The 22,492-nt window shown below is 72.4% G+C and carries 22 protein-coding genes, 1 tRNA gene and 1 pseudogene; 7 read left to right on the forward strand and 17 right to left on the reverse strand.

Annotated features, from left to right (window positions below; all coding sequences use genetic code 11):
• Positions 1-575: 575 nt before the first annotated feature.
• Positions 576-1,190 (reverse strand): response regulator transcription factor, encoded by a 615-nt coding sequence (locus PSU4_RS26645; protein WP_147114233.1) that lies wholly within the window; start codon positions 1,188-1,190, stop codon positions 576-578.
• Complete coding sequence (locus tag PSU4_RS26650) at positions 1,187-2,377, reverse strand: sensor histidine kinase (RefSeq protein WP_147114236.1); 1,191 nt, start codon at positions 2,375-2,377, stop codon at positions 1,187-1,189. The genes PSU4_RS26645 and PSU4_RS26650 overlap by 4 nt, the downstream gene beginning before the upstream one ends.
• Positions 2,378-2,498: 121 nt before the next feature.
• Here PSU4_RS26650 and PSU4_RS26655 point away from each other — a divergent pair, with 121 nt between their 5' ends.
• A complete protein-coding gene (locus tag PSU4_RS26655) occupies positions 2,499-3,497 on the forward strand; it encodes an ABC transporter ATP-binding protein (RefSeq protein ID WP_246115366.1) in 999 nt (332 codons plus the stop codon).
• Entirely contained in the window at positions 3,494-4,264 is a 771-nt protein-coding gene (locus PSU4_RS26660; RefSeq protein WP_147114242.1) for an ABC transporter permease, read from the forward strand. The genes PSU4_RS26655 and PSU4_RS26660 overlap by 4 nt, the downstream gene beginning before the upstream one ends.
• Positions 4,265-4,322: 58 nt before the next feature.
• Here the strand turns inward: PSU4_RS26660 and dcd are convergent, their stop codons facing one another.
• Entirely contained in the window at positions 4,323-4,904 is a 582-nt protein-coding gene (gene dcd, locus PSU4_RS26665; RefSeq protein ID WP_147114245.1) for a dCTP deaminase, read from the reverse strand.
• 23 nt (positions 4,905-4,927) lie between these two features.
• Positions 4,928-6,046, reverse strand: coding sequence for a UDP-N-acetylglucosamine 2-epimerase (locus PSU4_RS26670; RefSeq protein ID WP_147114248.1), 1,119 nt, complete (start codon positions 6,044-6,046; stop codon positions 4,928-4,930).
• A gap of 203 nt (positions 6,047-6,249) precedes the next feature.
• On the opposite strand from PSU4_RS26670, the gene PSU4_RS26675 reads away from it, so the two are divergent.
• Both PSU4_RS26675 and PSU4_RS26680 read left to right on the forward strand, forming a co-directional pair.
• Positions 6,250-6,323 (forward strand) — tRNA-Gly (locus PSU4_RS26675).
• Positions 6,324-6,579: 256 nt separating this feature from the next.
• Positions 6,580-7,257, forward strand: a complete 678-nt coding sequence (locus PSU4_RS26680) for an SDR family NAD(P)-dependent oxidoreductase (RefSeq protein WP_281290741.1) — start codon at positions 6,580-6,582, stop codon at positions 7,255-7,257.
• Between the two features lie 58 nt (positions 7,258-7,315).
• Here PSU4_RS26680 and PSU4_RS26685 read toward each other — a convergent pair whose 3' ends face one another.
• From PSU4_RS26685 to PSU4_RS26700, 4 genes and pseudogenes are all read right to left on the reverse strand, one after another.
• Entirely contained in the window at positions 7,316-7,579 is a 264-nt protein-coding gene (locus tag PSU4_RS26685) for a UBP-type zinc finger domain-containing protein (protein WP_147114253.1), read from the reverse strand.
• A gap of 240 nt (positions 7,580-7,819) precedes the next feature.
• On the reverse strand, positions 7,820-8,425 hold the full coding sequence (wrbA, locus tag PSU4_RS26690; RefSeq protein ID WP_147114256.1) for an NAD(P)H:quinone oxidoreductase: 606 nt from the start codon (positions 8,423-8,425) through the stop codon (positions 7,820-7,822).
• A 967-nt stretch (positions 8,426-9,392) separates the two neighbouring features.
• A pseudogene (locus tag PSU4_RS32010) lies at positions 9,393-10,346 on the reverse strand (ring-cleaving dioxygenase); the annotation flags it as partial.
• A 559-nt stretch (positions 10,347-10,905) separates the two neighbouring features.
• Positions 10,906-12,018 (reverse strand): FAD-dependent oxidoreductase, encoded by a 1,113-nt coding sequence (locus tag PSU4_RS26700; protein ID WP_147114262.1) that lies wholly within the window; start codon positions 12,016-12,018, stop codon positions 10,906-10,908.
• 48 nt (positions 12,019-12,066) lie between these two features.
• Between PSU4_RS26700 and PSU4_RS26705 the strand changes: the two genes are divergently transcribed.
• The gene (locus tag PSU4_RS26705; protein WP_147114265.1) at positions 12,067-12,750 is read left to right on the forward strand and encodes a TetR/AcrR family transcriptional regulator C-terminal domain-containing protein; all 684 of its coding nucleotides are present in this window, start codon (positions 12,067-12,069) and stop codon (positions 12,748-12,750) included.
• 4 nt (positions 12,751-12,754) lie between these two features.
• A complete protein-coding gene (locus PSU4_RS26710) occupies positions 12,755-13,177 on the forward strand; it encodes a VOC family protein (RefSeq protein ID WP_147114269.1) in 423 nt (140 codons plus the stop codon).
• Positions 13,178-13,283: 106 nt separating this feature from the next.
• On the opposite strand, the gene PSU4_RS26715 is transcribed toward PSU4_RS26710, so the two are convergent.
• The 9 genes from PSU4_RS26715 to PSU4_RS26755 all read right to left on the reverse strand — a co-directional run bounded on the left by PSU4_RS26715 (position 13,284) and on the right by PSU4_RS26755 (position 21,799).
• A complete protein-coding gene (locus PSU4_RS26715; protein ID WP_246115368.1) occupies positions 13,284-13,667 on the reverse strand; it encodes a hypothetical protein in 384 nt (127 codons plus the stop codon).
• Positions 13,668-13,843: 176 nt separating this feature from the next.
• Positions 13,844-16,072: a UvrD-helicase domain-containing protein gene (locus PSU4_RS26720; RefSeq protein WP_246115369.1), complete on the reverse strand. Its 2,229-nt coding sequence runs from the start codon at positions 16,070-16,072 to the stop codon at positions 13,844-13,846.
• A 122-nt stretch (positions 16,073-16,194) separates the two neighbouring features.
• Entirely contained in the window at positions 16,195-16,386 is a 192-nt protein-coding gene (locus PSU4_RS32590) for a hypothetical protein (protein WP_246115370.1), read from the reverse strand.
• Between the two features lie 416 nt (positions 16,387-16,802).
• The gene (locus PSU4_RS31595; protein ID WP_186817201.1) at positions 16,803-17,636 is read right to left on the reverse strand and encodes a hypothetical protein; all 834 of its coding nucleotides are present in this window, start codon (positions 17,634-17,636) and stop codon (positions 16,803-16,805) included.
• Between the two features lie 116 nt (positions 17,637-17,752).
• Positions 17,753-18,088: an MmcQ/YjbR family DNA-binding protein gene (locus PSU4_RS26735; protein ID WP_147114273.1), complete on the reverse strand. Its 336-nt coding sequence runs from the start codon at positions 18,086-18,088 to the stop codon at positions 17,753-17,755.
• A gap of 53 nt (positions 18,089-18,141) precedes the next feature.
• Positions 18,142-18,960 carry a hypothetical protein gene (locus PSU4_RS26740; RefSeq protein WP_147114276.1) on the reverse strand — a complete coding sequence of 273 codons (819 nt, stop codon included), beginning with the start codon at positions 18,958-18,960 and terminating at the stop codon, positions 18,142-18,144.
• Between the two features lie 130 nt (positions 18,961-19,090).
• Positions 19,091-19,369: a hypothetical protein gene (locus PSU4_RS26745; protein ID WP_147114279.1), complete on the reverse strand. Its 279-nt coding sequence runs from the start codon at positions 19,367-19,369 to the stop codon at positions 19,091-19,093.
• A 75-nt stretch (positions 19,370-19,444) separates the two neighbouring features.
• On the reverse strand, positions 19,445-19,720 hold the full coding sequence (locus PSU4_RS26750) for a hypothetical protein (protein ID WP_147114282.1): 276 nt from the start codon (positions 19,718-19,720) through the stop codon (positions 19,445-19,447).
• 213 nt (positions 19,721-19,933) lie between these two features.
• On the reverse strand, positions 19,934-21,799 hold the full coding sequence (locus PSU4_RS26755; RefSeq protein ID WP_147114284.1) for an Hsp70 family protein: 1,866 nt from the start codon (positions 21,797-21,799) through the stop codon (positions 19,934-19,936).
• A 374-nt stretch (positions 21,800-22,173) separates the two neighbouring features.
• Between PSU4_RS26755 and PSU4_RS26760 the strand changes: the two genes are divergently transcribed.
• Positions 22,174-22,492, forward strand: a 319-nt coding sequence (locus tag PSU4_RS26760; RefSeq protein WP_222596407.1) for an IniB N-terminal domain-containing protein, incomplete at its 3' end; no start/stop codon positions are given.

A 22,492-nucleotide genomic window follows, 5' to 3' on the forward strand; every position in this document is an offset into this window, starting at 1 on the left:
AGCCACACCCACCGCCAGCCACACCCACCGCCAGCCACACCCACCGCCAGCCACACCCACCGCCAGCCACACCCACCGCCAGCCAGGCCCACCGCCAGCGGCCACGCCCACCGCCAGCGGCCACGCCCACCGCCAGCCACGCCCACCGCCAGCGGCCACGCCCACCGCCAGCGGCCACGCCCACCGTCAGCCAGCCCACCGTCAGCCAGCCCACCGTCAGCCAGCCCACGGTCGGCCACACCGAAGGTGGGCCACGCCGAAGGTGGGCCACACCGAAGGTGCACGGTGCCGACAGCCCGCCCGCCCCGGCCCCCGCCCAGCCCGTCGCCCTGATCGCTGTTCGCGGCGGTTGAACGACGCACCCGACGCCGAAGCACCACCATCAGCGATCACCCGGGGTGGGCAGCCCGGGTGATCGCCATCCGTGGCGTTCAGGCGACGCAGGCGTCGCTCGTGCGCCAGATTGGGCGATCACCGCAGCAGGGAGGCGCGCTCGGGAGCGCCTACCGCCTCGGGTGTGCGACCTCACGGCCGTTCCTGGACAGGCGCGACCGTGAGGTTGCGCGTCGGCGGGGTCAGAGCCAGCCGTGGTCGCGGGCCACGCGGGCGGCTTCGGAGCGACTGCCGGCGCCGAGCTTCTGCATTGCGGAGGACAGGTAGTTGCGGACCGTCCCCGGGGAGAGGTGGACGCGGCCGGCGATGTCGACGGCGGTGCCGGTGTCGTCGACGTTGCGGAGCACCTCGAGCTCCCGGTCGGTCAGGGGACACTCCTCGCTGGTCAACGCGGTCATGGCGAGGTCGGGGTCGACGTAGCGTCCGCCGCCGTGCACGCGGCGGACGACGTCGGCGAGGACCGTGGCCGGGGCACTTTTGGTGACGAACCCGCGCGCCCCGGCGGCGAGCGCCCGGCGCAGGACGCCGGGGCGGGCGTGGCGGGTGAGGATGATGCAGCGGGTCGCCGGCTGGTTCTCGGCGACCCACTGGGCGACCTCGGCGCCGTCGCGGCCGGGCATCTCGACGTCGAGGACGGCGACGTCGGGGGCGTGGTCACGGATGGCGTCGACGGCTTCGTCGCCGGTGGATGCCTCGGCGACGACCTGCAGGTCGCCTTCGAGTCCGAGCAGTGCGCCGACGGCGCCGCGGGTGAGGGACTCGTCGTCGGCGAGGACGAGTCTGATGGGTGCGGTCATGCGGGGGCCGGGAGGGATGCGTCGAGGCGGAAGGTGCCGCCGGGGCCGGGTCCGGCGTCGAGGCGGCCTGCGTGTTCGTCGAGGTAGCGGCCGAGGGCGACGAGTCCGGTGCCGGCGTCGTCGGAGGCTCCGGCGGCGACGCCGTCGTTGATGACACGCAGGTGGGCGGCGCCGCCGACGACCTCGATCTCGATGGTGCAGCTGCGGGGCTGGGCGTGGCGCAGGACGTTGGTCATGGCTTCGCGCAGGACGCGGCCGAGGACGCCGCGGGCGGGTCCGGCGACGGTCGACGGGTCGCCGTGGACGACGAGCTGCACGCCGGCGGAGTCGAGGACGGCGCGGGCGCCGGCGAGCTCTGTCGCGAGGTCGGTGGTGCGGGTTTCGCGGACGAGGGCGCGGACCTCGGACAGCGACTGCCGGGCGACGCGCTGGACGTCGTCGAGCTCGGCCTTGGAGCGGTCGGTGTCGACGTCGATGAGGCGGCCGGCCAGTTCGCTCTTGAAGGCGACGACCTCGAGGGCGTGGCCGAGGATGTCGTGGAGGTCGTCGGAGAGGCGGAGCCGTTCGCGGGCGGTGGCGAGCTCGGCGGCGACGCGGCGGGACTCGTCGAGGTCGGTGACGGCTTTGAGCCACCAGAGCCGTTCGACGTCGACGCACCACATGAACAGCACGTAGAACGCGGCGAGGGTGGCCCCGATCCACGGCGGGAACGGGAACTCGTAGGTGGTGTGGGCGCCGATCCACCACCCGAACCCGAACACGGCGGCGGCGGTGAGGACGACGGTCGCGGCGCCACGCCACAGCCGCCCACCTGCGACGACGTCGCCGAGCAGGACCCCGCTGACGAGCGCCCAGGTGAAGCCGGCGAACGACGAGGCCAGGCCGACCAGCGCGAGGGCGAGCACGACTGCGAGGGCGACGACCACGAACCAGGGCGAGGCGGGTGAGCCGAGGGAGCGGACGTGCTGGCGGATGCGGTACAGGTGCAGGGCCAGCGCGACGACGTACAGCGCGAACAGGGTGATCGCGTAGGGGGCGGCGGGCAGGCCCGTCCACAGGATCATGGCGGGCACGAACAGCAGCCAGCCGACGGTGATGACCATGCCGATGACGCCGAAGCGGCGCGCGGCCCGCATGCGGCGCTCCTCGGAACCGGCGAGCCCGGCGCCCGTGTCCTGCGAGTCCACGTCCTGACCGTATCCGAGAACCCCTGATGACAGGTGTCATCGAAGTGCGGACGCGGTGTCACCCGGACCCATGACCGTCATGACTACCGGGGCCCCTGCCGTGGACGGCACCGTTGTGGCCATGACGGAGACGACGATGCAGGCGGCGCGGAATGCCGCGACGACGAGGGGGTCGGCCGTCGAGGTGCGTGGGCTGCGGGTCGCCTACGGGGAGTTCGAGGCCGTCCGCGGCATCGACCTCACCGTGCGGACCGGCGAGGTGTTCGCGCTCCTCGGCACGAACGGTGCGGGCAAGACGACGACGCTGGAGGTCCTGGGGGGCTTCGGCCGGCGGACCGGTGGCGACGTGTCGGTGCTCGGGCTCGATCCGGCGACGCACCGCCACGAGCTGAGCCGCCGGATGGGGATCCAGCTGCAGGAGGGCGGGTTCATCGACGAGCTGACCGTCGGGGAGACCCTGCAGCTGTGGCAGAAGCTGTCGGACCGGCCCGACCGTGTGGAGCGGCTGCTCGACCGCTTCGAGCTGACGCGTCGTCGCGACGTGCCGGCGTCGAAGCTGTCGGGTGGTGAGAAGCGTCGGCTGGACCTGGCGCTGGCCGTGTGGGGGTCGCCGGAGCTGGTGATCCTGGACGAGCCGACGACGGGTCTGGACCCGGAGTCGCGGACCCGTACGTGGGACGCCATCCAGGAGCTGCAGGAGGCGGGTCGAACGGTGCTGCTGACCACGCACTACCTGGAGGAGGCCGAGGCGCTGGCCGACCGGGTCGCGATCATGCACGAGGGTCGCGTCGCGGTGCAGGGCACGCTCGCGGAGATCCTCGCGACGCGTCCGGCCGCGTTCTCGGCGACGCTGCCCGCCGCGGCGGTCCCGTCCGGCCCGGCCGACCTGCCGCCGTTCGTCGGCGAGCCGTCGGCGCAGGTCCGGGGCGAGACCGTGCACGTCACGGTCCGCACGTCGGAGCTGCAGGCCGACCTGACGACGTTCCTGACCTGGGCGGCGGGTCGGGGAGTCCCGCTGACCGACCTGCGCGCCGCGCCCGCGTCGCTCGCCGAGATCTACCACTCGGTGCGCGAGGGCACCCTCGGCGCCGCCGACACCAACGAGGTAGGGACCCGATGACCACCGCAACGTTCACCCCGACGAGCCCCGCGCAGAAGTTCCTGGCCCTGGCCGGCACCGAGGTCAAGCTGGTGATGCGCAACCGCACCATGGCCGTCTCGACGCTGTTCGTCCCGATCGCGCTGGGCGTGTTCTGGGCGTTCTCGTTCGGCGGCGGGCCCGAGGTGTGGCCGATGGTCGTGGCGTTGCAGGCCGCGGTGACGCTCGGGATGGGCCTCTACCTGACGGCGACGCAGACCGTCGTGGCCCGCCGCCACACGCGGGTGCTGACCCGGATGCGGACCAGCGGCATCTCCGACCCGGGGCTGCTCACCGCGACGCTCACCCCGGCCATCGCCATCGCCCTGGTGCAGATCGTCGTCTTCGCGGTGATCGACCTGGTCATGGGGGTCGTCGCCCCGGTCAACCCGCTCGCGCTCGTCGCGATGATCGTGGCCGGGACCGCCCTGATGGTGACGGCGGCGCTCGCCACGAGCGTGTTCACGCCGTCGCCGGAGCGGGCGCAGATCACGACGCTGCCGTTGGTGTTCGTGATGCTCGGCGGCGCGATCGCGATGGCCGTCATCCCGGCGGAGGGCTGGCTGCAGGCGCTGCTCGTCGTCCCCGGCGCGGCCGTCGGCACCCTGGTGCGGCTGGCGTTCGGCGGCGAGGTCGGGATGGGCGCGGTGACCGGCACCCTCGTCGCCACCCTGGCGTTGCTGGTGTGGGCGGGCATCTTCGCCCGCGTCGCGCAGCAGAAGTTCCGCTGGGACCCGCGCAACGGCTGAGAGCTCCGACCCGTGTCCGGGTCGTGCGAGGGTCGGCGCCCGCCGGGACTTGGGGGAGTCAGCGGCGGGTGTCGGCCCGGTGGAAGCTCATGTGCGCCCGCGACGGCGTCGGACCGCGCTGCCCCTGGTAGTGCGAGCCGACGCCGTCGCTGCCGTACGGGCGCTCGGCCGGGCTGGACAGCCGGAACAGGCACAGCTGCCCGATCTTCATGCCCGGCCACAGCGTGATCGGCAGGTTGGCGACGTTGGACAGCTCCAGCGTGATGTGGCCGGTGAAGCCGGGGTCGATGAATCCGGCCGTCGAGTGGGTCAGCAGGCCGAGCCGGCCCAGGCTCGACTTGCCCTCGAGGCGGCCGGCGAGGTCGTCGGGCAGGGTGACGCACTCGAACGTCGACCCCAGCACGAACTCGCCCGGGTGCAGCACGAACGGGTCGTCGCCCTGCGGCTCCACCGACGTGGTCAGCTCGTCCTGCTGCTGACGCGGGTCGATGTGGGTGTACTTCGAGTTCTGGAAGACGCGGAAGAACCGGTCGAGGCGGACGTCGATGCTCGACGGCTGGAGCATCGCCTGGTCCCACGGTTCGAGGACGAGCCGCTGCGACTCGATCTCCTTGCGCAGGTCACCGTCGGAGAGCAGCACCGCTCCACCCTAGCGGCCGCTTCTCACACGTCCGACGAGCGCGGCGCCAGCTGCGGAAACGGGCTCAGCCCGAACATCCACGCGACGGCCGCCTCGGCCCGCTCGGCCTCCTTGCCGTCGTACACCAGCGGCTGCGGACGCGGGTCGACGTCGAGGATGCGCCACACGTCGTCGAGCACGTGCCTGCCGGCGACGCTGCGGATCGAGTCGCCGGGCTCCGCGACGTGCCGGCCGTCGACCAGGACCCCCGGCGTTCCGAGACCCGGCGCGTCGACGACCAGATCCGGGTCGTCGGAGACGAGCACGCTCGCCGCCGCCACCAGCTGCACGAGCTCGCTCAGCTCCAGGTGGGGGACGACGACCGCGCGCTCGTGCCGGGCCAGCACCTCGGCCTCGTCGTCACCGCAGAGGTCGCCGAACAGGACGACCTCGAGGTCGTCGTCGCGGGCGAGCAGGGCAGGCAGGTCGGCCACTGCCTCCGCCGACGACGGGCTGTCGAGACCCGCGACGACCAGCCGCGACTTCCCGTCGGCGACCCGCATGACGATCTTCGCGAACCGCAGGTCGTCGGGCGGCGGGTTGGCGCCGATGGTGTCACCGACCTGCAGCACGTTCGGGCCGAGCGGGCTGCCCAGCGTGGGCCCGCTCGTGGTCAGGAACAGCGAGGCCAGCTGGCTGATGACCCGCCGGTTCGCCTCCTCCGGGAAAGGGCACAGCAGGTCGTCGGTCGCGACCCCCGCCTGCAGGTGCACGACGGGGATGAGCCGCCAGAACGCCACCTGCGCCGCGATGAGCGCGGTCATGTCGCCGCCGTAGATCATCACTGCCGACGGGTCCTGCTCCACCATCAGCTCGTCGAGCTTCGCCGTCAGCGCCGACGCCACCGCCGCGGGTTTGTAGCCGGGGTGCTCGCGCAGGAGCAAGGTGATGTCGGCGGGTACGCCGAGCGCCTCGAATGCGTCGTGCGTGGCCATCGGGTCGGGCCCGGTGGCGACGGTGAGCCCACGGATGCGGTCCGCCCCGGCGATCGCCGTGGCGACGGGAGCGAGCCGCGCGACCGCCGGCCGGGTACCCGCGATCAGGAGCACGTCGTGCTCGTGGTCGTCGGGAAGGTCTCCGATGAGCCTCTCGAATGCCGTCATGCCCGATCCTTCGCTGCCGGGGAGCTGCGCCCGACGACGCGCGCAGGCGTCCTCGGGTAGACCGGAGTGTGGTCACCCCGCGGCGCGACGTCGAGCGGATCCGAACAGTCGGTGACGCACTCTGCCGCAACCACCCCGATGGGCCGCAACCAGGTGGCCCAGCCGGTGACAGAGGGTGATGATGCTAGGGTGATCGCAGACGTGCGGATGTAGTTCAATGGTAGAACATCAGCTTCCCAAGCTGAATACGCGGGTTCGATTCCCGTCATCCGCTCCACCCATGAAGGCCCAGGTCAGTCGGTGTCCACACCGGACCTGGGCCTTCGTCGTTCCAGAGATCACCAGGGCTTCCAGCGACAGCCCAGCAACTAAGCGACCAGGACAAATGCACCGTCAGCGTCGTCCTTCCGGCTGCCGTCGGCGTCGCTCGTGGCTCGGGTGGTACATCGCAGGGCGGACGGGATCGAGCAGGAGGGACTGACGTGGCTGCACCAGAGGGTTCGGGACCGGCGGGCGACCGGCCGGTTGCTGTGGTGACCGGTGCTACTCGAGGCATCGGACGGGAGGTCGTGGCCCAGCTGGCCGCCCGCGGCCACATCGTGGTCCTCGGCGCCCGGGACGAGCGACGGGGGAGCGAGGTCGCCCGTCACCTCGACCCCGACGCGACGACAGTGCACTCCTGCCGACTCGACGTGACCGACCCGGCCAGCGCCCGTCGGGCAGCGTCCTGGATCCAGGACACGTTCGGACGCGCCGATGTTCTGGTCAACAATGCGGGAATCGACTACGACACCGACCAGGACGCCGTCGGCGCCGATCTCTTCCGGGTACGTGCCGCACTGGAGACCAACCTGTTCGGGGCCTGGCAGGTCACCCAGGCGTTGCTGCCGTTGTTGCGGGGCAGCCCGCATCCTCGGATCGTCAACGTCTCCAGCGAGGTCGGCTCGATCAGCGGCATGGTCGGCGGTACGCCCGGCTACAGCGTGTCGAAGGCGGCGCTCAATGCGCTGACACGTCTGTTCGCCGACGAGCTGGCCGGTGACCGTGTGCTGGTCAACGCTGTGTCGCCCGGATTGACCGCCACCGACATGGGGCGCGGTGGTGGTCGCTCGATTGCCGAAGGAGCAGCCGGGATCGTCTGGGCCGCGGTGCTGCCCGACGACGGGCCATCCGGTGGCTTCTACCACGACGGCCGCCCGTTGGCCTGGTGACGGCTCCGCGAGAACCGGCCGGCCGGTGGCGGTGCGGGACCGGGGTCCGCTCCTGTCGTCAGCCGAGCTGCGAGTCGACGAAGCACCACCGCCACGCCTCGCCCGGCTCGGCCGAGCACACCACCGGGTGGGCCACGGTCCGATAGTGGGCAGTGGCGTGACGCTGGGGGGAAGAGTCGCAGCAACCCACGTGCCCGCACTCCGTGCAGCGCCGCAGATGTACCCACTCCGAGCCGATCCGGAGGCAGTCCTCACAGCCGACGACCTCCGGGCAGGGCTGCGCCACCGGCGCCGCCTCGAGGTGCTCGCACGGCCCGGCCATCACAACCCCCGCCGTGCACGCCTGGGAGTCCGCCTGTCGTTCGGCGTCCGCTGTTGCGGGTTCCTGAAGTCCATTTCTCGCCCCATAGGTGGTCGACGGTGCTGGTCCAGCTCGGTTCGTGCTCGCCGGACCAGCTCACCGATCCGGGTCCGGTCTCGTCGTCGGCCGTGACGCCGTCCCTTCGTCCCCAGGGACCCGGCCATCCTCGGCCGGAGCCCCGGAGGCGTCAACCGGGCCCGGTCAGTTCTTGAGCTTCTCCGCGACGGTCACGACGCGGCTGGCCAGGTGGCGCAGCGCATCGATATCGGCGTCGCCGAGCGGGATGTCGTTGTTCGCGCCGGTCACGTGCGAGACGCCGTAGGGATTGCCGTCGACGAACTTCAGCGGGTCGGTGTAGCCGGGGGCCACGATGATGCCGCCGAAGTGGTGAATGGTGTTGTAGAGCGCGAGCAGCGTCGTCTCCTGGCCGCCGTGCGCGGTCTGGCTGGCCGTGAACCCGGCGTAGACCTTGTCGGCGAGCAGGCCCTGACCCCACTGCGGGCCGAGCGAGTCGAGGAACGTCTTGAGCTGGCCCGCGATGTTGCCGTAACGGGTGGGGGAGCCGAACAGCACGGCGTCGGCCCAGACGACGTCGTCGGCCGTGGCGGCCGGGGTGTCGAGGGCGTTCTCGGCGTGCGCTGCCTGGGCCTCACTGGTGGCGCGCTCACCGCCGGTGACCTGGCGGGCGACCTGACGCAGGCGTACCTCGGCGCCGGCCTTCTCCGCGGCCTCGGCGGCGTATCGCGCCATGGCGTCGACGGTGCCGGTGGCCGAGTAGTAGACGACGGCCAGATTCACAGTGCTCATGCTGCTCCCTTGTGATCGTTTCGGTGGAAGGTCGGGCCGCGGTGCGGGACCACGGATCGGGACTCAGGTGCTCGCGGTGGAGCGCGGCGATGTCGACGGCGTGGTCGGGACCGTTGAGGAGAGTCCACATCGCCCGCATGTCTGCGTTCCCGATTGCTGCTGGGTCATGCCTCCGATGCGCCACCTCCCGGCCGAGCGCGGCACCAGAAGTACGTCGGCCCCAGAATCGTGTACGGGGAGTCGCCGGCAGCTCCGAGGACGAGAACGGGTCGGTCGGTGGTCATGCCTCATCTCCCGAGGCTCCGCCCGGACGGGTTCGCGCCAGCCAGTCGGCCATGCGCGGGAGCAGGCGGGTGTCGATGGTGTGGCCGCCGTCGTGCGGCAGCAGGGTGACCTCGGCGCCGGCGGTCCGGAACTGTTCGGCGAGGGTCGAGGTGTGCTCAGCGGTGGCCATCGGGTCCCGACGGCCGTTGGAGATCAGGACGTTGCGACCGGCCAGGTCGGCGTGCGGCGGGCCGTCCCGGTAGGGGACCATCGCGGCCAGCAGGATCGCACCGGCAAGGCTGCCCGTTCGGCCGAACAGCAGCGCGGAAGCGATGTTCGCGCCGTTGGAGAAGCCGACGGCGGTCCAGGTACCGGGTGACACGTCGTAGTGCTGCTCGGCCGCCTGCAGGAACGTGGCGAGTTCATCGACCTGGTGGCGCAGGTCGTCCTCGTCGAACACGCCTTCGCGTAACCGACGGAAGAAGCGCGGCATCCCGTTCTCGAGGACGGTGCCCCGGACCGACAGGACCGGTGCCCGCGGCGCGAGGTGCTCGCGCAGCGGAAGCAGGTCGTGCTCGTCACCCCCGGTCCCGTGCAGGAACAGGAGAGGGGCGTGGCTGGGCGAACCCGGCAGCCAGACGTGCGGACGTTCCAGAGCCGTGTTCACGAGGACACCTCGCCCCGCTCGGGGATTACTGTCCCCGGGAACATCGTCCTCGGGCAGGTGCAGCGTGGGCAGGGCGTTTTCGATCTGCGCGCGGCTCGGTTCCAGCCACGGTGGCAGTTTGAGCGACTTGCCGAGGGTGAGCAGCGGCTCGTCAACGGTGAATCCGGGAGTGTCGGTGGCGATCTCGAACAGCACGCCGCCCGGTTCGCGGAAGTAGATCGAGGTGAAGTACTGGCGGTCGAGGATATCGGTGACGGGCAGTCCGGCTGCGACGAGCCGGCGCTGCCAGCTCTCCTGGGTCGCCCGGTCCGGGGCGCGGAACGCGACGTGGTGGACCGTGCCGCCCGCCTGCAGGCCGCGGGCGGCTGCGGACGCAGCGACGTCGACGAGCGCGCCGGCCTCGCCCCCGGCCATCGCGAAGCGGCTCCGGTCACCGTTCTCCTCCGACAGCGTCATCCCGAGGAGCTCGGTCAGCAGCCGTTGGGTGGGCTCGGTGACCGACTCGGACAGCGTCACCGAGTGCAGCCCACGTACGGCGTGCTCGGTCGGGATCCCGGAGACGCCGTCCCAGCCGGAGCGTTCGTCACCGGGGGAGGCGACCAGGTCGAGAACCAGACCATGTGGGTCGCGCAGCGTGAGGACCTCGGTGCCGTCCCGGTCCGTCGGGGCCTCGGCGTCCACCCCCAGGGCGGTGAGCCGGTTCTGCCACCAGCCGATCGACTCCGGCGGCACACTGAATGCGGTCGCGGTGGTCAGGCCTGCGCCATTGCGGCCGGCCGGGACGCCCCGCCACGGGAAGAACGTCAGGATCGAGGCCGGCGACCCCGCGGAGTCGCCGTAGTAGAGGTGGTAGGTACCGGGGTCGTCGAAGTTGACGGTCTGCTTCACCAGCCGCAGCCCCAGGACCATGGTGTAGAAGTCCACGTTTTCCTGCGGGTCCGCGGCAATGGCCGTGACATGGTGCAGGCCGGCAGGTGCAATGTCGTTCATCTTTCCTCCTCGGGACAGCACGCCCGCCGAGCGAGCGGGTGACACTCTGGTGCGGTGTTCCCACCGGGGCGGAAGGCCAACGTGCCCGCGGATCGATACTCCTCGGTGTCTCGAACACGATCTTGTCGCTGACGCTCTGCAGGTAGTCGTCCATCAGCTGGAAGTCGTTGCTTGCGTTGACGCCGTCGATCTGGGGCGTGCCGCTGAACCCGTCGAACCCGTCCCCCAGCCTTGGTGACCATCGCGTGCCGCACGAGGACGCCGATCCGCCGTGCGCCGGATCGATCTTGTAGGTCCCGGCGAGCCGTCTGATGTCGATCGAGTTGGCACGTCGACTTCCCTAGTTGTTGTGGCAACTACATCGACCCTAACACGGTTTGTTGACGTGTCAACATCATGGTCCGCGAGTTCCGGACGGGTGTCTGCCGGCGTCGCCGACGAGCCTTTCTGGCGACGGTGTTCGAACGGCCCGCCGGTCAGCTCGGACTCGGACAGTCGTCCGGCCCAACACCTCACACCCCCTGTGAGTGGCGATAGTCGCTGTAGCGACTATCGCCACTCACGACCCTGACGACCCCGGCACGGCCGCCGGGCGGGAGAAGAACCGCGCCATGTCCTGCGCGGCGGTCGCGGCGAGCACCATCGCCTGCATCCGAGCCGACTCCTCCGCGATCGGAGTGGTGCGCGCGATCATCTCGGCCTCGAACGCGGCGACGGCTGCCGCCGGGTCGTCGGGATTCGTCGCGATCGCGAGGCCCAGCTCCAGCCCGTCGAGCATCGCCTGGTTGGCGCCCTCGCCGACCGGGGGCATGAGGTGCGCGGCGTCGCCGACCAGCGTCACCCCCGGCGTCGACGGCCACGTCATCCCCACCGGCGTCACCATCAGCTCGCGCGCGACGACCGGCCCCTTCGCCGCCTCGACCAGCCCCCTGACGACGGGCGCCCAGCCGCGGAGCAGTCCCGGGACGTCGGCGACGTCGAACCTCGCCCCCCACCCCGGCGCGACCCGCAGCGAGATCGACACCCCGACCTCGCCGCCCGCCCGGCGCTGCCCACCGACGACCCGCTCCTCGCCCATCGCCCAGAACGACCCACGCCCGACGACGTCGGCGGCCGGGTGGCCGGGCGCGACCACCCCCAGGTCGATCCAGCCCGAGCCCGCACTCGCCGGTCGCACGTCGGTGAGCAGCGGCCTGACCCGGGAGAACGCACCGTCGGCACCGACGAGCAGGTCGCACTCGACGCTGGTGCCGTCGGCGAATCGCAGCCGGCGGGAGCCGCCCACACGCTCGTCGACGCCGCACAGCCGACGGCCCCACACGACCGCGTCCTCCGGGAGGGACCCGAGCAGGACGCGGCGCAGGTCGGCCCGGTCGACCTCAGGGCGCTGGTCGGCGCCGGCGCTCTCGTGGTCGACGAGGACCGTGCCCCTGTGGTCGAGGATGCGGTGGTCCTCGCCCTCGGCCCGCGCGATCGTCTCGAAATCCGCTCCCAGCCCCGCCTCGTACATCGCCCGCTGTCCCGACTCGGGGTGCAGGTCGAGGCAACCGCCCTGCGCTCGCGCGGCGGGGGAGGCGTCGGCCTCGTGCACGGTGGCCGGGATGCCGTGGCGGTGCAGGACGCGGGCGAGGACCAGTCCGGCGGGTCCGGCCCCGATGATCGCGATGCGCATGGTCGTCCCCCGGAGTCGATACAGTGTATCGAACGATACGCTGTATCGATGGACGTCGTCTGGGACCGGCCCGAACCCACCGGCCGCGCCGCACTCACCCCGCTGAGCCGCGCCGCGATCGTCGCCGCAGCCATCGCCCTCGCCGACGCCGGCGGCCTCGACGCCGTCTCCCTGCGCAAGGTCGGCGCCGCCCTCGACGCAGGACCCATGCGCCTGTACGGGTACGTCGCCACCAAGGACGAACTCCTCGACCTCATGGTCGACGAGGTCCACACCGAGATCCACATCCCCGCCCACACCGACTGGCGCGCCGCCCTCGGCGCCTGGGCCCACCGGACCCGCGCCGCCGCGCTCCGCCACGAATGGCTCGTCGACCTCCTCGGCGGCCGACCCGCCCTGGGCCCCCACGCCCTCGCCGTCGGCGAAGCCGTCCTCGCCGCTGCCGCCACCCGCTTCCCCGACATCGACGACGCCCGCCGCGCCGTCACCACCCTCCGCGCCTACGTCAACGGGGCCATCCGCACCGAGGTCGGCGAACTCCGCGCCACCCGCACCAGCGGCCTCGACACACGGGACTGGCAGGCCACGAACGGCCCCTACCTGATGCGGGTCCTCGCCGAGGGCAACCACCCCCACGTCGCGCGACTCGTCGCCGACGGCACCGACGACGACCCCGCCACCGCCTTCGCCACCGGACTCGACATCGTCCTCACCGGCATCGCCCTACGGTGAGCCAGTGGCCACTGCCTGGAGCCTGACGATCGACTGCGCCTCCCCGACGACCCTCGCCACCTTCTGGACCGCCGCCCTCGGCTACGAACCCGCGCCACCACCCCGGGGCTGGACGTCCTGGGACGACTGGTTCGACGACCACGACGTCCCGCCCTCCGAACGCGACGGCGGCGCCTTCATCCACGACCCCGCAGGCGTCGCCCCCGGCATCTCCTTCCTGCGCGTCCCCGAGGGCAAGACCGTCAAGAACCGGATGCACCTCGACCTCGCCGTCGGCGGCGGCCGCCACGTCGACCCCGACCTCCGGCGCAGCCGCATCGACGCCGTGGTGCAACGCCTCACCGACCTCGGCGCCACCGTTCTCCGGGACGTCCCCGACCACGTCACCATGACCGACCCCGAGGGCAACGAGTTCGACGTCCTGTGAACGGTGCGGCTCCGCCACATCCGCCTGCTCTGACCCTCGCCGACTTCGACACCAGAATGCTCCCGACCATGATCAAAACAGTCTGACGTCGAACTCGGCCGAACGGTCAGGGTGCCGCTGACGACGAGGGCGCAGGCGAGCTCTCCATGGTTCGCGACGTCCGCGAGATCGGTGGCGCTGTCGTCGGCGGTGGAACTGGGGTCGGCGGTGCCACTGTCGTCGACGGTCGGACCGTCGGGGGAACCGTGCGGGGGGCCTGGGGCGGGCCGTAGGTCCAGCCGCCGTGGCGGGCGCGGAAGCCGTCGTCGGTGGGTGTGCAGTAGAAGCCGGCGTCGTCGCCGCCGGGGCGGATCGGGGTGCAGTACATCGTGAAGCCGTCGTCGCGACGGTCGGTCGAGGCGCTGGCGGTGGAGGCGACGACGACGGCGGCACCGCCGGCGAGGACGAGCGACGTCGCGATGACGGCGACCCGTCGGGAGATCGTGGGCAAGGAGTTCTCCGGGTACGTGGGGAGCCGAACGATCGGAGATCGGCTTCCGGATTCGCGTCGTTACGCACGTCCGCGAGGTTCGGCCGCCCGGACGAGCGCCCTACCCCCGACCGCGCGCAACCTCACTGCTGCATTTCGCGCCGGAAACAGCAGTGAGGTTGCGCGCGGGTGTGTGGTCACGACTCCACGTGGAGCAGGCCCAGGCGTTGGGTGGCCCGGGTCATGGAGACGTAGAGGTCGGCGGGGTTGCGGCGGCGGATGGCCTCCGGGTCGGCGATGACGACGACGTCGAACTCCAACCCCTTGGCGGACAACGGGGTGTGCAGCTCGGCGGGGAGGTCGCCGAGGGCGGTGAGGTCGTCGGCGATCACGGCGAGGGTGCCGCGGCGCAGCTGCGCGGCCTCCGTCGCGACAACCTCACGGAGCGCGGCGGGGAGGTCGGCGGCCGGGACGGTCTGCTCCCACGGGTCCTCGCCGGTGGAACGGACGGAGTCGGGTGGGCGGCGGTCGGGTGCGTAGTCGGCCAGGACGGTCGCGGCGGCGGCCATGATCTCGGTGGGCGTGCGGTAGTTGACGGTGAGCGTGCGGTAGGTCCAGCGGTCGGCCAGGTGCGGCGCGAGGACGTCGTCCCAGGTCCGGGCCCCGGCGGGTGCGCTGCGCTGGGCGAGGTCGCCGACGGCGGTGATCGAGTGCGACGGGCAGCGCCGCAGCAGGACGTGCCAGTCCATGGCGGAGAGCTCCTGCGCCTCGTCGACGACGAGGTGCCCGAAGCGCCAGTCGCGGTCGCTCGCGGCGCGTTCGGCGACGCTCGCGAGGTGGGCGGGGACCTGGCGGGCGGCGAGGACGTCGGCGGTGACGAAGTCGGTGGGGCGGGCTTCGTCGGGGTCCTCGCCGGCGATCTGCCGGTCGGCGGCTTCGAGGATGCTGAGGACCTCGGCGGCGTAGCGGCTGTCGGCCTCGGCGTCGCGTCGGGCGGGTCCGTCGGGGAGCGGGCCGAGGAGTTCGGCGAGCTCGTCGAGCAGGGGGGCGTCGGCGACGGTCCAGGGCGCACCGGGGTCGCGGTGCAGGGAGGCATGGCCGCCTGCCGTCCTCAGCCGTTTCGGCGAGGCGTAGAGGTCGGTGAGCGCCTGCTCCGGCGTCATCGTCGGCCACAGTTCCTCGACGGCGGCGTGGAATCCGAGGTCGGCGCGCAGGTCGTCGCGGAGCTCGGCGCGCATCTGGGCGGTGATCTCGGCAGCGCCGGCAGGCTCGATCTCGGGGAGACCGGACAGCCCGCTGAGCAGCTCGACAAGCTCGGGCGGGTCCTCGAACTCGTGGTTCAGCCGTTCGAGACCCTGCTGGACGAGGAGCTTGCCCAGGGTGTCGCGGAACGTCGCGCGGGCGGTGTTGTGGGGCCGGCCGGTGGCGCGGGCGCGGCGGCGGGCCTCGGTGGCGAGCTTGCGGTCGACCTCGACGGTGACGTCCTCGAGCTCGATGGCGATCGGCGTCGTGGGGATGCGCTGAAGGTCGTCGACGGCGCGGCGCAGCACGTCGACCATCGCGAGGTCGCCCTTGAGCCGGGCGAGGTCGTCGGTGTCGACGGCCGTGGCGACGACGCCGTGCGCGAGCCGCCCGGGCGTCGTGAACAGGACGGCTGACTCTCCGAGGGCGGGCAGCACGCCGCCGACGTAGCGGATGAAGTCGGCGCTGGGCCCGACGACGAGCACGCCGCTGCGGGCGAGCCGCTCGCGGTGGGCGTAGAGGAGGTAGGCGACGCGGTGCAGGGCGACGGCGGTCTTGCCGGTCCCGGGCCCGCCCTCGATGACGACCGTCCCGGACAGGGGCAGGCGGATGATCGCGTCCTGCTCGGCCTGGATGGTCGTGACGATGTCGCGCATCGTCGAGCCGCGGGGTGCCTTCAGCGCGGCGAGCAGGGCCGGATCGGACGCGGATCCGGAGTCGACGGTGCCGTCGAGGACGTCGTCGTGGAATGCGACGACGCGTTCGGACGGCGCGGTTCCGGCGATCTGGAAATGGCGTCGCCGGCTCACTCCGAGTGGGGTGGCCATCGTTGCGCAGTAGAACGGCTGGGCGGCGGGTGCGCGCCAGTCGACGAGTGCGCTTTCGCCGTCGGCGGGGTCGGTGAGGCCGATGCGTCCGACGTAGACGGTCGTGGCGTCTGCCTGGTCGAGCCGCCCGAAGCACAGCCCGGAGCGGGCGGCGGTGAGCGCTCCCACCCGCTCCGACCAGCGGTGGACGGACACGTCGCGTTCCCAGAGGCCGCTGATCTCGCCGCCGGCGGGGGCCGCCAGCATGCCGCGTGCCTGGGCGGTGGCGGTCTCCAGTTCGTCGACGAGGAGGGTGTGCAGCCCGCGGAGGTGCTCGGTCTCCGCGGTCAGTTCCTGATCGTACGAAGGTGTTTCCACGCTCTCCTCGGCCGTGCTATAATTAAGTTGCGGAGCTAGGTCTTTTCGATTCGAAGGCACCTGTCAGGATAACGTCTCCGCCGAATTCAGCGCAAATGTCGTCGCGGTTTCCGCTGCGCCGATCAGGCCGCGGAGATGCCCAGGCCAGCCCACAGCGCGAACGCGGTCCCGGCCGGCAGCGCGGCCGCCGAGCCGAGGCCCACCACTCCCGCGATCCAGGCCTGCGACCCGGTCACCAGCCCGAGGACCGCGCCGAGGATCCCGAGACCCGTGAGCACGCCGCCGAGGACGTGCAACGACGATGCGTGCCACACCGCGGCAAGGCCGAAGAAGTCACCCCAACCACGACCGTGCCCCAGACCACGCCGAACTCGCCGTGGCCGAACACGCCGTTGATCAGCACGAGGCCGCCGAAGGGAAGCCAACACCTCGATCGCGACGACGATCCGTAGCCGGGCGTGAACCCCGGCCCCACCTTTCCGCGGCGGCGGTTCGACGCCCGCCCGGCCGCGCAGGCGCGACGGCAGCACGAACAGCAGCGCCGCGCCGACGACTGACTACCCCCGCGACGCGCAGCACGGTCGGCGCGGGGGCCCAGCGGACCGCTGTCGACGGTGACGAACACCAGCCCGAAGGCGATCCCGATGATCAGCCCGGCGCCCGGCGGCGAGCGGGCCCGATCCGCGCGATGGGCCGCGCCGACGCCGCGCCGACGCCGGTCGCACGGGCGTCAGTGCCCGGCCGGCGGATACCCCGCGACCCCGGGCGGCACGGCCGGGCCGCTCTGCTTGCTGACGACGACGCCGCCCACGATCGCGACGACACCGCCCACGATCGTCATGATCAGACCGAAGCCGAGCGAGATGTCGAGCGCCTCGGCCAGCTCGGCGGCGAGGCCCCCGGCGGCGCCTCCGGCCTCGGCCATCGTGGAGTTCAGGTTGATGATCACGTAGACGCCGATGGCGACGACGATCAGGCCGAACAGGATCGGCAGCCGCTGCACCAGGGCGGGGATCGACGGCTTGACCAGCCGCAGGATCCCGACCGCGAGGATGAGAACGCCGACGATCAACGTGATTTTGCCGTCGCCCTCGGTGCCGGCGACCGACAACGAGCCGAAGGCCCCGGCCCGGATGGTGACCCACGGCAGGAACGACCCGATGATCGCGAGCAGGCCGCCGACGGCCGTGACGATCCCGAAGATCATCCCGGGACCGGCGGCGGCGACCGGCGAGCCCTTGGAGGCCGGACCCGGCGCGCCGTACTGCGGCTGAGCCTGCGGGGTGCCGTACTGCGGCTGACCCTGCGGCGCGCCGTGAGGCTGCTGCCCGTACTGCTGGCCGCCGTACTGCTGACCCCCGACGGGCGGCTGCCCGTACTGGGGCTGGGCGCCGTACTGCTGCTGGGCGCCGTACTGCTGCTGGGCGCCGTACTGCTGCTGGCCCGGGTACTGCTGCGGCCCCGAGGGCTGACCCGGGTACGGCTGCCCGGGCTGCGGCTGCCCCGGATAGGGCTGCCCTCCCGGCGGCTGGTTCTGCGGCCACTGGCCGGGCGAGCTGGACATTCGCGTTCCCCCTGGATCCGACGCCGCCACCACAGCGGCCGTCGCAGGATTTGTAGCAGACCGACCCGACGAATCCGACGGATCGGCGGAACCGGTAGGGGCCCGCGTAGGGCGGCTCAGACGTCGTGGGCGGAACGCAGCCGGGCGGGGGCCTTGAGCCGCCAGGCCTCGGTGATCAGCTCGGTGAGCTGCGCCGACCCGATCCTCGTCAGATCGACGAGTATCGAGCCGTGGCCGTCGTAGTGCGGCGTCGTGGAGAAGGTGGGATCACCCGAGGCGAGCATGGCCTCCTTCTCGTCGAGCGCGCACATGACGACGAGCAGCCCCTCCGCCTCGGTGCGCAGCCGCAGCATCAGCTTGCCGCGGACCTTCAGCGCAGGCGTCCGGTACGAGGTCGACTCCTCGACCTCCGGCAGCGCCGTCCCGATCCGCACCACGTCGTCCCAGTCCATGCGGACATCGTGGCGCCCCCACGCCCGCGGCGTCGTGGACGAAACGGAACAGCTCAGCGCTGCCACTGGCCCTTGCGCTGCGTCGACGACCCGGCGAGCGCGACCACCCCTGCTGCCGCGAGCACCAGCCCGACGACGAAGGGCGCGATCCAGCCGTCACGGACACGGTCGCCGAGCAGCCCGATCGCCACGAGCCCCGGCACGACGACCTCGGTCACCGTGAACACCGCGGTGACGACGGACAGGTCGCCGCGGGACAGGGCCCGCGCGAACGTCACGATCCCGACGAACCAGAAACCGACCAACATGTACGTCGCGGGCTGGGCGAGCAGGGCGACGACGTCGAGACCGTCGGGGCCGATGTGCACCGACCGCACCGCCAGTGACGTCCCCCCGAACCCCAGCCCGGCGACGAGCGCGAGCAGCCACGCGAGCCGCGAGTTGTAGAGCACGATCGTCACCGCGGCGAGAACCCCGAGGGAGATGCCGAGGACGACGTCGGCGGCGGTGCCGGCTCCCTCGGGCCGGTCGACGCCCGCGGCTCCCGCGATCAGTACGAGCCCGACGACGCACCCGCCGATCGCGACCCGGTCGAGCACGCTCAGCCGCGTCCCCCAGATCCAGCGGACCGCCAGCGCCGTCAACGCGATCGAGCCGCCGAGGATCGCCTGCACCGCGAACACCGGCAGGAACCGCAGGGCGACGACCGTGCAGACCCAGGCCAGCCCGTCGACGAACAGGCCGAGGATGAACCGCGGCTGCAGGGCGAGGGGGCGTCGGCGGGTGGTGCGGGTCGTGGCGTCGGACTGCAGGAGCCCTGCGACGCAGTTGAGGACCATCGCCGCGACGGCGAAGGCCAGGCCCAGGACCACCCCGCGACGCTCCCTCCGCTCGACGGTGCCGAGCCCGGCTCAGTCCCGCGCCGCCACGGAACCACCCGTGACCCGACCCAGTCTCCATGCGGCAGCGCGGTCACGAGCACCCCCACCCCGCCCGCGACGATCATCGTCGTCCGGGCCGACGTCGCCTGCAACAACAGGCCACCCCCAGGTACGGGGCCGCGGCGGCGACACCGATGCCGCCGTGGAGGTTCGCGAACACCCTGCCCTGCATGGCCGCGGGCACGGTGCGCTGCAGGATCGTCGTCGCCGCGACGTCCTGCACGGCGAGCCCGGCGCCGTGGATCCCCTGCATCACGATCGCCGCCGCGGCGACCCAGACGACGCCCGTCAGCAGGTTTCCCAGGCTGCTCACCGCCATGCCGGCGACGAACAACGCCACGGTCGCGGGCGTCCCGCGCCGGCCTGCAGCAGCAGCGCCAGCACCGCCGGGTGCGTGTCGCGCGAGTTCGGCCGGTCAGGACCGGGAGCGCTCCGGAGCATCGACGGGCGCGGTCTGGGCCGGTACGCGGAAGAAGCCGCTCATGAGCCCGCCCGGGACCGTCGGCAGTACCGCGGCCTCCGCCTCGCGACGGACACGCCGCCGCTCCGCGATCACGACGGTCGCGAGGACCAGCACCGTCGCCAGCAGCGCCGGAACTCCGACGAGCAGCACGAACGGCCCGAACACGGCCACCGCCAGCGACATCGCCAGCATCTCCAACACGATCACCGCGGCCGACATGCGCGCCATCCGGCACCTCCCCGATCCACTGGGCGCGCCCTCGCGGCGGGCCCGCCCCTCCATCGCCGGAGGACACCGGAACGTGACACGTCGACCACGCCGAGTTCGACACAGCGCCGGTGCGGGTGTCGCGGGCGATCCGGGCTGCGGCACCGAGGACCGGCGCGTGGGCTCCCCCCGACGCGCCGGTCCCGGCCCTTGCCCCGCCGAGGGCGAGGTGGATCAGCCGGCCGCGGGGACCTCTGCCACCGAGGACGGAACGACGGGCGGCGCCTCGGACACCGGCGGCGGGTCCGTCACCGGCGGCGGGTTGGTGACCGGGGGCGGGTTGGTGACCGGCGGCGGGTTCGTCACCGGGGGCGGGTCGGTGACAGGCGGCGGGTCCGTCACGGGCGGCGGCTCCGAAACCGTTCCCTCGGTCGCCGGCGGAGGAGTGCTCGGGTCGGTGACCACCGGCGGCGGCACCGTGGTGCCGGCGGGGGCCGCCGGGACGACGGGCGCGGCGGGGGCACCGGGGGCCGCGGGGGCGTCGGCACCCCCGACGGGGGCCTTGTTCTGCGCGGCGTTGTTGCCACCGGCAGCGGGCTGCTCCACGACAGGGTTGGCGGCCGGCGAGACGGCACCCGGTTCCGCCGGGGCCGACGCCGTCGACAGGGGGCCGTTGACGGTCGACCCCGCGGAGGCGGGACGGGCCGTCGGCCAGGTCAGGACGGCGGCGGCGATGGCCGCGATACCCAGGGCCGCACCGGCACCGATGAGCAGCCCGACGGGGCCGCGGCGCTCGCGGGACTCCTCGACGTCGTCGCGGGTCCAGTCGGGCAGGGGCTGCACCGGGGGGCGCGGGGGCGCGACGTGCGCGACCGGCCGGACGTCGGCCTGGTACTCGTGCTCGGACCAGGGAACCATCGCGGCCCCACCGGCCGGGACCAGCGCCGCTGCGGACGCGGCCGAGACGACGGGGATGGGGGCCGTGACCTCGACGGGCGCGATCTCGACCGCGGGCCACGACATCGACGGCCGCGGCGCCACCGCGAGGACGGCGCCCTTGGCGATCGCGTTCTTGGGGTCGGCGTCGACCGCGACGGGCCGCTCGAGCTGCTCGGACACCAGCTGCGCGACCAGCGGGATGCGCGACGACCCGCCGACGAGCAGCACCGCGTCGAGCATCTCGGGGGTGAGCCCCGCGGACCCCACGGCCCGGCGCAGCGCGGCGACCGTCTCCTCGACGTGCGGGCCGATGAGCTGCTCGAACTCGCTGCGGTGCAGCCGCACCGAACCCTGGGTGCCGGGCAGCAGGACGGGGACGGAGGCCTCGGTGTCGGCGGAGAGCGTCTCCTTCGCCTCGGTGCACTCGCGGCGGATGCGGGCCACGGCGGACAGGACGTCGGGGTCGGTGTCGTCGAGCTCGGCGAACGCGTCGGGCATGGCCTCGACGACGTGGTCGAACACGACCTGGTCGAAGTCGATCCCGCCGAGGCGCTCGATGCCCTCGGGCCGGCCGAGCAGGCCGAACCCGGAGCCGCCCTTGCGGACGACGGCCGAGTCGAACGTGCCGCCCCCGAGGTCGTAGACGGCGATGGTGGAGCCGGCGCCGACCCGTTCCGCGGACGCGTAGTGCATCGCGGCGGCCTCGGGCTCGGCGAGGAACGTGACGGTCAGACCGTGTGTGGCCAGGGCCCCCGCCAGGAGGTCCTTCTTGTGCTGGCCCCAGGCGGCGGGGTGGCTGACGGCGATGCTGTCGGCGGCGCCGCCCTCGCGGGACGCGACCTGCGCGACGATCCAGGACACCAGCTGCGCGGCGAGCTCCTCGGCCGGCCACGGCTCCCCGGCCACGACCAGCGGGGTGGGGTCACCGATGCGGCGCTTGAACTCGCGGACGACGCGGTCCGGGTCGGTCAGGGCGCGGCGCTCCGCGGCCTCACCGACCACGACCGAGCCGTCGGCCCCCAGGTAGAGCACCGACGGGACGCTCGCCGACCTGGACCCGAGCGTCACCATCTCGGGTTCGGCCCATCGGTCCCCCGACGGGCGGCACACGGCCGCGGCCGAGTACGTCGTGCCCAGATCGATACCGAGCAGGTACCCCATCGTCCGTCCTTCCCCCGATGTCCGCGAGCTGCCCCGGTGCGTGCGCGGACCCCCCTTGCCTTAGTGCCATCGGAGTATCGCCGCACTTCGTTAGCGACCGAAGGGGTGCTAACACCCCAATGCACGAACGGGTGGCACCACAGGGGGCCGAAACCCGCTCCTGCCTCGGACATCCCGTCGCGTCCCCCGAAGCCCCTAACGCCCGATCCCGGGGATCCCCGTACCGGCGCTTTACCGAACCATGGGAGTTCCCCGATGGCCGGCGCCCGGTCCGTCCCTAACTTCTGCATCAACGCCAGGGCCGCTCAGCCCGGCCCGCACGACACACACCACAAGCGACCGGGCGACGAGCCCACACCGAGGAGACGATCACGATGGCCGAGAGCATCTCGCTGCTGGACTTCCTGCTCCGCCTGATCAACGACGAGGACCTCCGCGAGGACTTCAACGACGACCCCGAGGAGGTCCTGGAGGCCTACAACCTGACCGACCTCAGCGCGCAGGACGTCTACGACGCGCTGATCCTGGCTCAGGACAGCCACCAGGCCAGCTTCGACCGCAACTACGACACCGGTCACAACTACGTTCCCCCGGTGCCGGCCCACGCGGGTCACAGCGGCGGCCACCACGACGGCGGCCACAGCCACAAGGAAGCCGTCGAGTACATCAACAAGTACATCACCAACAACTACG

It is taken from the genome of Pseudonocardia sulfidoxydans NBRC 16205 (genome assembly GCF_007989085.1).
In the GTDB taxonomy this organism is placed as follows: Bacteria; Actinomycetota; Actinomycetes; order Mycobacteriales; family Pseudonocardiaceae; genus Pseudonocardia; species Pseudonocardia sulfidoxydans.